The following is a 12,713-nucleotide window of genomic DNA, read 5'->3' on the forward strand; positions in this document are numbered from 1 at the left end:
TGATAATTGAAGTGTAGAAAAATACATCTTATTCATTTTTATCTCCTAATTTGATTTTCTTACTATTAATTGTAATACTATTTACAAAAATGTCAATAGACATTATATATATTTTTATGTTTTTTATTAAATTTTTATAAAAAATTATATAGATATTAAGTTTTTGGCATCTATTGCTTCAGTATAATTAGAATCTATCTCTATAGCTTTATTGAAGTTTTCTAATGCTGATTTTCTATTTCCAAGTTTATCGTATATAGTTCCTATGTTAAAATATATTAATTTATTACTATCATCTAATTCTTTTGCTTTATCTAAATATTTTATAGCCATATTATTGCTGTTTTTCTTTCTGTAACAAGAAGCAATATTGCATAATGCATATATATTTGTTTTATTGCAATTAAAATTAAGCTCATGAAAATATGAAAGTGCTTTGTCATATTCTCCTTTATAAAAACAAATACAGCCAAGAAGGTTTATAATATCATTAGTTTGCTTTATTGAATAGGCAAGCTCAGCATAATGCAAAGCAAAATCATACATTCTCCATTTATAGCTTTGATAAGCCATATATGATATTCTTTCATAATCTTTTTTTCTTAATTTGTCTGTATTATGCTTTTCTATTGCTTTATTTAAAAATGTTTCTCTGTTGTTTTTATCCATTATAGATAAATATTCATATATAAAAGAATTATCTATGCCAAGTTCTATTAATTTAATAAAATTCTCTATTGCTTTTTTATAATTATTTCTTTGCATATTAATAAAACCTATAATATACAAAGCTTCAGTATTATCAGAATTGTTTTCTAATATTTTATTATAATATTTTTCAGCCTCATTTAATTTGTTTTCTTTTATATATATTCTTGCTAAAGAAGTGAGGGCGTTAATATCATTAGGGTTATTATTTAATATTTCATTATATTTTTTTATCTGTTCGCTATAATCTTTTGCCATAATATATAACAATAAAAATTATTATATTAAAATATTACTAATAATTTTTATTTCCTCCTCCTTTAAAAAATCATTATTATTCATTATCGTAAAATTTTCTCATCATAGTATTTCTATATTCGCTAAAATTATCATTTTCTATACTATTTCTTAAATCTTTCATAAATCTCTGCATAAATCTTATATTATGTATAGTCATAAGTATAGAAAATAGTATTTCATGAGATTTGTCAAGATGATTAAGATAAGCCTTAGAGAAATTTTTACAAGTATAGCAGTCGCAGCCTTCTTCTAACACAGTATCGTCCATTCTATATTTTGAGTTTCTAATCCTCACAACCCCATTCATAGTAAAAGCTTCACCATTTCTAGCATTTCTAGTAGGCATCACGCAGTCAAACATATCAATGCCTTCCATTACAGCATTAAGTATATCACGAGGCTCACTAACTCCCATCAAATAACGAGGTTTTTGCTTGTTTGTATATAGCATAACTTTAGAAAGCACCTCATGCATCTTCTCTGGAGTCTCTCCAACAGAAAGCCCGCCAATAGAATAAAAAGGAAAATCCATATTAACCAAAGTTTCAGCACTTTCTTTTCTCAAATCATCAAACATTCCGCCCTGTATTATACCGCCTAAATACTGATATTCGCTGTTAGGGGTACTGTCATGATATTCTTTACATTCTTTAGCCCACTTATGAGTTCTAAGCATTGCCTCTTTAGCATAATTATAATCAGCATCTGCCTTACAGCATTCATCAAAACTCATTATAAAGTCAGCACCTATAATATGCTCTGCTTCCATTACGCTTTTTGGTGTAAAGAAATATTTTGAGCCGTCTATATGAGACCTAAACTCAACTCCTTCATCAGTAATTTTTCTTAATTGAGCAAGTGAAAAAACCTGAAAACCGCCGGAATCTGTAAGCATTGCCCCTTTCCAATTCATAAACTTTTTAACTCCGCCGAATTTTTTTATCACCTCTAAACCAGGTTTTAAAACCAAATGATAAGTATTAGCAAGTATAATCTTACTTTCAGTTTCTTCTATCATAGCAGGCGTTAATGCTTTTACTGTAGCCTTAGTTCCTACAGGCATAAAAACAGGTGTATCTATTACAACACCATTAACTTCTATTTTACCAAGTCTAGCATGTGTCTGACTAGAGTTTTTTAATACTTCAAAAGAAAATGACATAATAAACCTTTATTTATTTTTTTGTTTTAATGTTTTTGTATTTGGCTTTTTTGTGTAAATATATATAAGCATTATTAAAGATACTACCATCATTATCATAGAATATATTGCTCCAGATGTGATAGGTCCTATAGTCCATTCTGTAACATCTCTAAAGAACTGTTCTATTATAGCTCTAAAAAGTCCGTATAAAAATATCCACACGAATAATCTTGTACCTTTTCTTATATTTTTATTTTTTTGACTTAATGCTAATATTATATAAGACACCAAAGCAAGCACTATACCTTCAAGAAATGCTTCATATAATTGTGAAGGGTATCTTAATTCTGTATATGGTCTAATTGCAGGTATCATAGCCTTCCAATTTTCGTATCCTCCAACTGCATCATAATTTGGAAATATCATTCCAAGAGGCGAATCAGTAACTCTTCCGTAAAGCTCTGCATTCATAAAATTACCTATTCTTCCAAAAAATAAAGCAAAACTTGAAGGAAGTGTGGCATGGTCTGCTATAGTTAAAAATTCGTATTTATATTTTTTGCTGAATATATATCCTCCAATAATCATTCCTATAAGTCCGCCATGAAAAGACATTCCCGCAAAACCTAAGAAAGTTATTCCATTATCAAGATTAAATCCTAATATCTCCCAAGGTCTTAAAAAAGATGAAGGTGAGTAAAGTAAAAAAATATCCAATTCTTGCTCCAACTATAGCACCAACAGCGGCATAAAAAACCATATCATAAGCACCGCCTTCTTTTGAGTTGTTAAATTTAATCCAGCCTTTTTTTTCTAAATGATTAAGTATTAAACAAGAAACTGCAATTCCTACTATATACATAAGTCCATACCATCTAATAGCACCAAGCAATGGTATGTTTTCTGGAAATACAAACGGAGTAAAAAATTCAGGGTATTTCATCAATATTCCTTATTATTATTTTATATTATTTGTAATTTTATATTATATGTTATGCATCAAAAAATCAATAATGCATTAAATCAATTATTTGTATGTTTATTAAATATTTTGATTTAAATATATAATTTTTTTAATAGAAATGTATTTTTATTTATTAAAAAAGGAAGCCGTTTAAAGACTTCCTTTTAATTAATTTTTTTATTTTGATTACTTTTTCTTGCCTTGATTAGCTACAGCTTCCATAGCTTTTTTAACAGCTTCAGGGTCTCCTAAATATTGTTTATTAACAGCTTTGAAATTATCATCAAGCTCGTAAACCAAAGGCATTCCAGTAGGTATATTAAGTTCTGTAATATCCGCATCAGAAATATTATCTAAATATTTAACTAATGCTCTTAAGCTATTACCATGAGCAGCGATGATGATTTTTTTACCAGCTTTAATATCTGGAAGTATAACGTTTTCCCAGAAAGGAACAACTCTTGCAACAGTGTCTTTTAAACATTCTGTAAGAGGAAGTTCTTTTTCAGATAAGTTTTTATAGCGAGGGTCATTTCCAGGATATCTTTCATCAGATTTTTCTAAAGCAGGAGGCGGAGTATCATAACTTCTTCTCCATATTTTTACTTGGTCCTCACCATATTTTTCAGCAGTTTGAGATTTATTTAATCCCTGTAAAGCACCATAATGTCTTTCATTTAATTGCCAGCATTTCTCTACAGGTATCCATAAAAGTCCCATTTCTTCCAATACTAAGTTTAAAGTTTTGATTGCACGAGTAAGAGTAGAAGTGTAAGCTTTATCAAAAGTAAAACCAGCTTTTTTAAGTTCTACACCGCCAGATTTAGCTTCTTCAATACCTTTTTCTGATAAAGTAACATCAGCCCAACCAGTAAAAAGGTTTTCTTTATTCCAAACACTCTCACCATGTCTTATTAAAACAACTTTAGTCATTAATAAACTCCTCATAAAAGTGTATTTTTATTTATTATATAGTCAAAAGTATAAAAAATCAAAGAATCTTCATTAATTATTTGTTTTTATATTAGTTTATTTTAAATATTTTTAAATTGTTAATAAAAAAGTAATTTTGCACTTGACAAAAAATATAATTGTAGTATAATGATTAAACTTAAAAAGTTTTTTGGAGTTGTAGCTCAGTTTGGTTAGAGCGCCTGCCTGTCACGCAGGAGGTCGCGGGTTCGAGCCCCGTTAACTCCGATTTTTATTTTAACTAATTTTTCACTGGAGTATAATGAATGCCTAATATAAGATCAGCTTCTAAAAGATTAAGACAGAACTCTACTAGAAATCTTTATAACAGAAAAATTAAAAGTTTTTTAAATACTCAAAAGAAAAAAGTATTAAAATCTATAGATGCTAATGATAAAAATGCTTCTATAGCTGAATATAATAAATATGCTAGTGCTTTAGATAAAGCTGCTAGAAAATCTGTTATTCATAGCAATAGAGCTAGTGTGAAAAAATCTGAGATGATGAAAAAAATTAATGCTTTGAAATAATTTTAAGATAATTCTCAAGTTGTGTGTTCATATTGAGGCTATGGCTTTTTGCTGTAGCCTTAATTTTTTATATAATATATGTTAAATTAAAATAAATAAAATACGAATATATAACAAATATATATTGTATTTATTTTTTATCATATGAAGAAAGTTTTATTATTTTTTATAATTTTGTATTCTTTTCTATACACACAAGATATTACAGAGGCTTCTTTACCGCTTCAGGCTAAAAATTTTATTAATCTTAATTTAGAGGGAGATAGTGTAGATACTGTTAGTCTGTATCAAAATGGAGGAGGGTATGAAGTTAATACTAAATTAGGCTTTAATATTATATTTTATCAAAGTGGACTTTGGAAAAGCATTAAAATAAACAATTTGGAAAATAATCCAAACGGCATACCAAGAAGCTGTATACATAGAAGTATGGTTAAGGTAATAGATAATGAATATCCTTCTTCAAAAATAACTTCTATAACTAGAGAAAATAAGTTTTTTACTATTGTGCTTAATAATAATGTGGAGTTAGAAATTACAGGGTATGGCATTATAGTATCTAAGAAAAATTTGGAAGAATAGTAAAAAGTGTTTATAATTATAAATTCATTGCTTTTTTTTAATACGATTGTATAATGTTTTAAGATTTATACTGTAATTAATTATTGTAGATGACGATAATTATTATAAAATTGTTAATTAGTATATAGAAACAGGAAAGAAAATGTATATAAAGAATCTTAATTTGCATGGATTCAAATCATTTGCCATAGAAACTAATATAGAGTTTAATGAGGGTGTTACTGTAGTGCTTGGACCTAATGGTATAGGTAAAAGTAATATAGTAGAGGCCTTTTTATGGGTAATGGGGGAGCAGTCTGCAAGCAGATTAAGAATTGATAGTTCTAAAGGTCTTGAGAGTGTTATATTTCATGGTACAGACACTAGAAAACCTTCTTCTTTGGCACAAGTAGCTTTAACTTTAGATAATACTTCAAGATGGATAAAAAAATATGATAAAGATGAGATAATAGTTACAAGGAAGTATTATAGAAAGGGTTTATCAGAATATTATATTAATGATGAGCAGGTAAGGCTTAAAGATATAATAGATATGTTTCTTGATACTGGTCTTGGTAAAAATGCATATTCTGTAATTAAACAGGGAACAGTTTCAGAGATTGCAAAACAAAAGCCGGAAGAGAGAAGAACCATAATAGAAAATGCTGCCGGTATTAGTAAATATCTTGAAAGAAGAAGAGAGGCTACAAAAAAACTTGAAGACTCTGAAAGAAACCTTGATAATGTTAAGATAGATATAAAGAATGCTGAAAAAAATTATAAATCATTAAAAGACCAAGCGGCACGCACAGAAAAATATTATTCACTTATAGATGATAAAAAAAAGATAAGCATAAGCATAAATGTTAATCAGATTAAAAAAAGCAAAAATCACTTTAGAGGATTATAATAAAAATCTTGAAGAGCTTAACAATAAAAAGCAAGAACTTGAGAAGAACCTATTAGATTTAGATAATCAAAAACAGCAGGAGCTATTAAAATTTGAAGAGACAAGAAACTTATCTATAGAGCTTGACAAACAGGTGTCATTAATAGTAACAGAACTTACTCATATAGAAAAAATGTCTAGTCAATTAAAGATACAATTAGAAAATAAGTTTAAAGAAAAAGAAGAAACTATAAATAGAAAAAACACTTTAGCTAAAAGAATAGAAGAAGATAAAAATCAAATATTAGAATTAGATAAAGACATAAAAAACATATTAGAAAATATTGAGTTAGCATTAAAAGAACAAGAGATAGAAGAGGGCAATATTGCAAGCGAGCAGAATAAAATAGCCAGCTGCAATGATGAAATAGCAATACTCACTCAAAATAACCAAAACAATACTTTAAAAATAGCCGATGCTAGAGAAAGACAGCTTGAAGTGATAAATAAAATAATTACCGAGATTGATGAAAAGAAAAAAGATATAATGGGTAATAGTTTTTATCAGAATATAGGAAAGCATGAGGCTGATATTGATATAGGTTTTAATAACTTGCTTGGTTCTATTAATACCAAAATGAACACTATAAAAGAGTTTGAAGATGATGGTGTTTTAGATAATCTTAATGAGCTTAGTTTTAATTCTTTATCATCATTTGTAAGAAACTTAAAAGAGATGCTTGATACAGAAAAAAGAGATGCATTGCTTTTACAAGATATTTTTAAGGAATACACTAAAATAAAAGACCCTTTTGTTGATTTATTATTTGATAAAGAGGGTACTTATATGCAAAAAGAGGCTATAGATAAAGAGATAGCTTCTTTGGAATCTTCTATTCAAAGCAATCTTGACAGAATAGAAGAGCTTAACAATGAAATAAAAAAAGCAACAGAAAATATTAATTTATCAAACTCTAATCTTACTACTCTTACAATATCAAAAGCAAAATATGAGACAAATAAAAAGGCTTCTGAAGATAGAAAAGAGATGATAATAAAAAGCATAGCTATTGTAGAAGAAGAGTTTGCAACATTAAATGATAAGATACAAAAACAAGAAGAAGATTATAAATTATTAGATAAAGAGCTTAAAGACAATATAAATAATTTTAAAGAACTCGAAAAGAAAAAAACAAAAATGGAGAGTGAAGCAAGATTAAAGGCTAGTGAAATCAAAAAGGCTGAATCTGCTTTATCTAACTTTGATGTTAACCATTCTAAACATATAAAAAAGTTAAACGAAACAAATGAGAATATTACAAGAATAAGCGAGAGAATTAATCAAACAAAAGATAAGATTAATGATATATATAATAATTTCTATGAAACTAATGCTATTAACTTGAAAGAGTATGAGGCTGTTACTGAAGGCTTAATTGACGAAGAAGTTTTTAGAAATAAACTTAACACTATTAATGACAAGATTAAGAATTTAGGTCATATTAATGAGATGGCACTCGATGAATATCAAGAAGCAAAAAATAGATTTGAGTTTTTAAGTAAACAAAAAGAAGATTTGGAAAAATCAAAAGAAGAGATATTAAAAATAATAGCAGATGCCAACAAAAAGGCAGGAGAAGATTTTCTTAAAACATTTAACGAAATAAACAAAAAATTCTCTGAGACATTTAAGATATTATTTGGCGGCGGTAATGCTGGTTTAAAAATACAGAACGAAGAAGATTTATTAAACAGTCCTATTGATATATTCGCACAGCCGCCGGGCAAGAAAATGGAAAACATAGTGTCATACTCTGGTGGTGAGCTTACCATGACAGGGCTTGCTTTGGTATTTGCTATATTTTTGTATAGACCTAGTCCATTTTGTATACTCGATGAGGTGGACGCTGCTTTAGACGGAGCAAACATTATAAGATACAAGAATATGGTTAAGGGCTTGTCAGATAAAACTCAATTCTTAATTATCACGCACGATGAGGTATCTGCCACTATAGCCGATGCTTATTATGGAATTACAGCGGAAGAGAAGGGCGTATCTAAGATATTTACAGTTAAGGTTGATAAAGACGGCGCTGTAAACGGCAGCGAAGAGAAGCTAGTTACAAACGAATAAATATAGTAAAATTGTAAGTTTATAATTTTTTATTGTATTTTTATGTTAATATGCTTACTATATTTTTCTATAAACATATAATCTATAACTATATATAAAATATAATATTATTATTTGGTATTGTTTTTTTATTTGCACTTTTTGGTTCTTTTGACGAAGTCCGCACCGCGAGCGGCGGGAAAAAGTTGAATAAAATAAAAACCTATATGACAAAATATAGTTGTTTAGATATATACTAAAATTCTTAAGTTTGTTAAAAGTTATATTTTGTAATTTAAAATATTTGTGTGGGCTAGTCCTAGCAAGTATTCAAAATTATAAAAATAATTTTTGACAAAATGCAATCACTTTAGTATAATTTATTATTATTTTTTAGAGAGTATTTATGAAAACCATAGAAGAGCTTATAGCAAAATTGTCTAAAAATCAAATGGACTATAATGTATTTATAAAGTTTAATGCCAAAACACCGTTAGAAAAAACTTCTCTTACTAATTTAATAAGAAAAGCAATCAGCGACGGATATATACAAAAAACTGACAGCAATTTACTTAAGGTAACTAAAGCTGGACATTTATTTATAAACCCCAATAGTGCCAACAAGGAAGCTGTAAAAACTCCTGTTCATGCTAAAAAAATAAATATTAATATAGATAATGCGAAATTAGATTCAGAGATAATAGCAGATGCTTATAATATTAAATTAAACTTTTCTGATGATTTATTGAAGTTAGCAGAAAATATTAATAACAATGCTAATTTTAATGATACTACTGACAGGGTTGATTTGAGGAGTTTAAAAACTGTTACAATAGACTCAGAGCATTCAAAAGACTTAGATGATGCATTCAGTATAGAAAGGGTAGATGATAATTATAAAGTGTATGTGCATATTTCTGATGTCAGCCACTTTATAGAACCTAACTCTCCTCTTGACATAGAAGCAAAAAAAAGAGGAAACTCAACCTATTTAATAGATAAAGTATATAACATGTTTCCAGAGATTCTTTCAAATGGAATAATTTCACTCAATGAAAAAGTTGATAGATTTACTTTGACTTTAATTTGTGTTATAGATAAAGATGGAAATATTTTAGAGAGTGATGTTGTTAAAAGCATTATAAACTCAGACAAAAAATTATCCTACAATTACGTAGAAGATATTATAAACAAAAAGGCTAATGATGAAGATTGGCTTATGGAACTAATAAATAATGCTTTGGAAGTAAAAAACATATTGCATAAAAAAAGAAGCAAGGGTGTAGACTTTGAGAATGATGATATTAATATAGTATTAGATGATAATGGGGTACCTATAGAGTTTTATGCTGAAGAGAAAAAGGAGTCTATGCTTATAATAGAATCTTTAATGCTTTTGGCTAATAGTGAAATAGCAAAAAAGTTAAAAGATTATGAGGGTGTAATATACCGTTATCATGGTGCACCTGATAATTATAGATTTAATAATTTTAAGATATTAGCACATAATAAAGGCTATGAATTAAAAAAGTTAGATGAAGATAATTATGATTTAATTGATTTTTTAGAAAAGATAAAAGGAAAGTCAGAAGAGAAACTTCTTACTGGTGTTTTAATGCGTTCTATGACACCATCATCATATAGTGTAATTAATAAAAGTCATTTCGGTTTGGGTTTTGATTATTATACTTATTTTACTTCGCCTATAAGAAGGTATGTTGATTTAACAATACATAGAATAGTAAAAGATTATATTATAGACAAAAAAACATATACTAATGATGATAACAAATATAAGAGTGTAGCAGATGAATGTACTTTGCTTGACAGAACATCAAAAAAAGCAGAGAGAAATTTAAGACAAATAAAAGCGGCAAGGTATATGAAAGATAGGCTTGGAGATGAATATTACGGCTTTATTAGTTTGCTTTCAAGAAACGGTATTACAGTTGAGATAGAGGGGCTTGATATAGAAGGTTTTATTGAGGCAACTTATGTTGGTGCGAATTATAGATTTTATGAGGATATGCAAAGTATTTATATTGATAAAGTTAAGATGTATGAACTTGGGGACAGGGTTAAGATTTTTGTTGTAAAAGCGAATATAGAAACAGGAAAGATATATTTTTCTCTTTAAATAATTATAAAAAATTAATAATGAAAAAAGAATATAATTTCTTTCTTCATTATTAAATATTTATTAATTCTAATATTCTATTATTTTAGCAGCGCCTGGTATACCATTACCTTTTAATTGTTCGTATAATGTTTTACTTCCTTTTGGCACATTAATAGTTTTTAAGTTACTACAATAATTAAAAGCATTTCTAGCAATGATAGGAGGAGTAGGTGATAAAAATGTAACAGTTGTTAAAGATTGAGCCATATGGAAAGCATACTTTTTTATTTCTTTAACAGAAGCAGGTATAGTTATATTTTCTAATAAAGGGCAATTTTCAAATACAGTGTCATTTAAAATCTCTAAATTGTTTGGAATATGTATTTTCTTTACCTTTATACAAGAACCAAATGCACTTACTCCCATATAAGTTACTGAATCTGGTATATATATTTCTTCAAGTTGTTGAGATGCATAAAAACCTCTGTCATCTATATATGTTAATGTTTCAGGTAATTCTAATTTTTTCATTTGTATTCCATAAACAGCATTACTTCTAACTGTAACTAAGTTTTTAGGTATATTTAGATTTGTTAATATATGGCAATCAAATGCATCTTTTCCTATTTCAGTTATAGTATTTGGTATAATTATTTTTGCTATACTTGTATTATAATTTTGTTCTCCTCCAAATAAACAATCTGGAATTTTATTATTTATAAACTTTACATTTTCTGAAGATACTATTACATTTTTAATTTTAGTATTTTCTACCATTCCAGCAATGGTATCTCCATTTTTTCTGCCATTGTAAGTTTTTGTAGAAGTTCCTTTAAGAATTAATTTGTATTCTCCTTTATCTTGATAGTACATATTTAAAGCTTCTTTTACTTTTTCTGTTGTTGCAGAGTCTATATCTATGCCGTATTTATCAAGTTCTTCTTGTGTTACAGTAGAGATATTATCATTATTTTCACCATTGTTATTATCACCTGTGTTGCTTGAGTTATTATTATCTGGTGAAGTGTTTACATCTGTTGGCACTTCTTTACATGATAATATCATTAAAGCTGTAATTAAAATAAATATTATAATTTTTTTCATTTTATATAAACCTCTTAATTTTATTGTTATTATATTTTTACTATATTATTGTCCTATTATATTAATATTGTCTGGTATACCATATTTACCTTTTAATGCTTCATATAGTGTTTCGCTTCCTTTTGGCACATAAATAGTTTTTAAAGCTGTACCATAAAAAACATAATCTCCTATAATTGGAGGATTTACTGATAGAAATGTAATATTATCTAAAGAATCGCAAGAATAAAATGCAGATTCTTTTATTTCTTCAACAGAAGCCGGTATTGTTATACTTTTTAATTTGTTGCAGTTTGCAAAAACGTCTGGCTCTAAAGTTGTTAAATTATTAGGCAGCTTTACTTCTATTAAATTTGTACAACTCTCAAATGCTTGCTCTCCAATTGATGTTACAGAATCAGGTATTATTAAAGTTTTTATATTACATACACTAAAAGCAAAACCTTCTATAGTTTCTAATCCATCAGGAAATATAAGTTTTTCCATTTTCAATTTATCAAAAGCTGCACTTTCTATTGTTTTTAAATTCTTAGGCATATTAACATTTGTAAGATTAACACAAGAAAATGCATATCTTCCTATAGTTGTTATATTATCTGGAAGAATTACTTTAACTATGTTTGAATTGTCTTGATTTCCTTGTAATATACGTTCATTTAGTTTGTTATTTTGAAAATTAACATGTTCAAAACTTACTATTACATTTATATTTTTTAATGTTATGTCATTAAGTAATGAAGCTATTGATGTAAGCCTAATATATTGAATAGTTGAATTTCCTTTGAAAATTACTTTGTATTCTCCTTTATCTTGGTAATATTGATTTAAAGCTTTTTCTATGTTTTCTGTTGTTGCAGAGTCTATCTCTATACCGTATTTTTCAAGTTCTTCTGGGGTTACAGTAGAGCCTCCATTGTTTCCACTATTATTGTTTTCGCCTGTGTTGCTTCCATTATTATTATCAGTATCTATATTTGTTGAATTATTTTTGCATGATAATAGCATTAAAACTGTAATTAAAATAAATATTATAATTTTTTTCATTTTTCTATAAACCTCTAATTGCATAATATCTTATATTGTTGTATTTTTTATACTTCTATTTTGTTGTATATGGGCTATTATATTTATAAGCTCTTTTTTTAAAGATATCATTTATATATAAAAGGTCAAATTTATTATATAATAAATAACAATATTTTTTAAAAATGTTACATAAAATTACATAAAAAAATCTTTTATGTATGTAAATATGATATATTATTACATGTAGTAACAATATTTTTTTAATATGCAAAAAAAAATGAGA

8 protein-coding genes, 1 tRNA gene and 2 pseudogenes are annotated in these 12,713 nt (G+C 27.2%); 5 read left to right on the forward strand and 6 right to left on the reverse strand.

Translation table 11 applies throughout. From position 1 onward, the window contains the following. Positions 1 to 144: 144 nt before the first annotated feature. The 4 genes and pseudogenes from BPP43_RS09525 to gpmA all read right to left on the reverse strand — a co-directional run bounded on the left by BPP43_RS09525 (position 145) and on the right by gpmA (position 4,049). A complete protein-coding gene (locus BPP43_RS09525; RefSeq protein ID WP_013243932.1) occupies positions 145 to 966 on the reverse strand; it encodes a tetratricopeptide repeat protein in 822 nt (273 codons plus the stop codon). 76 nt (positions 967 to 1,042) lie between these two features. Further along, entirely contained in the window at positions 1,043 to 2,170 is a 1,128-nt protein-coding gene (gene tgt / locus BPP43_RS09530) for a tRNA guanosine(34) transglycosylase Tgt (protein ID WP_014935298.1), read from the reverse strand. A 9-nt stretch (positions 2,171 to 2,179) separates the two neighbouring features. Then, a pseudogene (lgt, locus tag BPP43_RS09535) lies at positions 2,180 to 3,095 on the reverse strand (prolipoprotein diacylglyceryl transferase). 207 nt (positions 3,096 to 3,302) lie between these two features. After that, positions 3,303 to 4,049, reverse strand: coding sequence for a 2,3-diphosphoglycerate-dependent phosphoglycerate mutase (gene gpmA / locus BPP43_RS09540; protein ID WP_013243929.1), 747 nt, complete (start codon positions 4,047 to 4,049; stop codon positions 3,303 to 3,305). Between the two features lie 192 nt (positions 4,050 to 4,241). Here gpmA and BPP43_RS09545 point away from each other — a divergent pair. The 5 genes and pseudogenes from BPP43_RS09545 (at position 4,242) to BPP43_RS09565 (ending at position 10,318) form a co-directional block, all read left to right on the forward strand. After that, positions 4,242 to 4,316, forward strand: a tRNA-Asp gene (locus tag BPP43_RS09545). Positions 4,317 to 4,354: 38 nt separating this feature from the next. After that, complete coding sequence (gene rpsT, locus BPP43_RS09550) at positions 4,355 to 4,618, forward strand: 30S ribosomal protein S20 (RefSeq protein WP_013243928.1); 264 nt, start codon at positions 4,355 to 4,357, stop codon at positions 4,616 to 4,618. 144 nt (positions 4,619 to 4,762) lie between these two features. After that, entirely contained in the window at positions 4,763 to 5,200 is a 438-nt protein-coding gene (locus BPP43_RS09555) for a PepSY-like domain-containing protein (RefSeq protein ID WP_013243927.1), read from the forward strand. 142 nt (positions 5,201 to 5,342) lie between these two features. Then, positions 5,343 to 8,202 (forward strand): annotated as a pseudogene (locus tag BPP43_RS09560) (chromosome segregation SMC family protein). A 385-nt stretch (positions 8,203 to 8,587) separates the two neighbouring features. Then, entirely contained in the window at positions 8,588 to 10,318 is a 1,731-nt protein-coding gene (locus BPP43_RS09565) for an RNB domain-containing ribonuclease (protein WP_015274810.1), read from the forward strand. 69 nt (positions 10,319 to 10,387) lie between these two features. Here BPP43_RS09565 and BPP43_RS09570 read toward each other — a convergent pair whose 3' ends face one another. Both BPP43_RS09570 and BPP43_RS09575 read right to left on the reverse strand, forming a co-directional pair. Next, positions 10,388 to 11,404 carry a leucine-rich repeat domain-containing protein gene (locus BPP43_RS09570; protein WP_015274811.1) on the reverse strand — a complete coding sequence of 339 codons (1,017 nt, stop codon included), beginning with the start codon at positions 11,402 to 11,404 and terminating at the stop codon, positions 10,388 to 10,390. Between the two features lie 45 nt (positions 11,405 to 11,449). Next, entirely contained in the window at positions 11,450 to 12,448 is a 999-nt protein-coding gene (locus tag BPP43_RS09575) for a leucine-rich repeat domain-containing protein (protein ID WP_015274812.1), read from the reverse strand. Positions 12,449 to 12,713: the final 265 nt, after the last annotated feature.

The sequence above is a fragment of the Brachyspira pilosicoli P43/6/78 genome (assembly GCF_000325665.1).
GTDB lineage: Bacteria > Spirochaetota > Brachyspiria > Brachyspirales > Brachyspiraceae > Brachyspira > Brachyspira pilosicoli.

Coding starts and splice junctions, on each gene's coding strand:
- gpmA (WP_013243929.1), bottom strand. CDS start 4,049: ATGACTAAAGTTGTTTTAATAAGACATGGTGAGAGTGTTTGGAATAAA.
- BPP43_RS09575 (WP_015274812.1), bottom strand. CDS start 12,448: ATGAAAAAAATTATAATATTTATTTTAATTACAGTTTTAATGCTATTA.
- BPP43_RS09525 (WP_013243932.1), bottom strand. CDS start 966: ATGGCAAAAGATTATAGCGAACAGATAAAAAAATATAATGAAATATTA.
- tgt (WP_014935298.1), bottom strand. CDS start 2,170: ATGTCATTTTCTTTTGAAGTATTAAAAAACTCTAGTCAGACACATGCT.
- BPP43_RS09555 (WP_013243927.1), top strand. CDS start 4,763: ATGAAGAAAGTTTTATTATTTTTTATAATTTTGTATTCTTTTCTATAC.
- rpsT (WP_013243928.1), top strand. CDS start 4,355: ATGCCTAATATAAGATCAGCTTCTAAAAGATTAAGACAGAACTCTACT.
- BPP43_RS09570 (WP_015274811.1), bottom strand. CDS start 11,404: ATGAAAAAAATTATAATATTTATTTTAATTACAGCTTTAATGATATTA.
- BPP43_RS09565 (WP_015274810.1), top strand. CDS start 8,588: ATGAAAACCATAGAAGAGCTTATAGCAAAATTGTCTAAAAATCAAATG.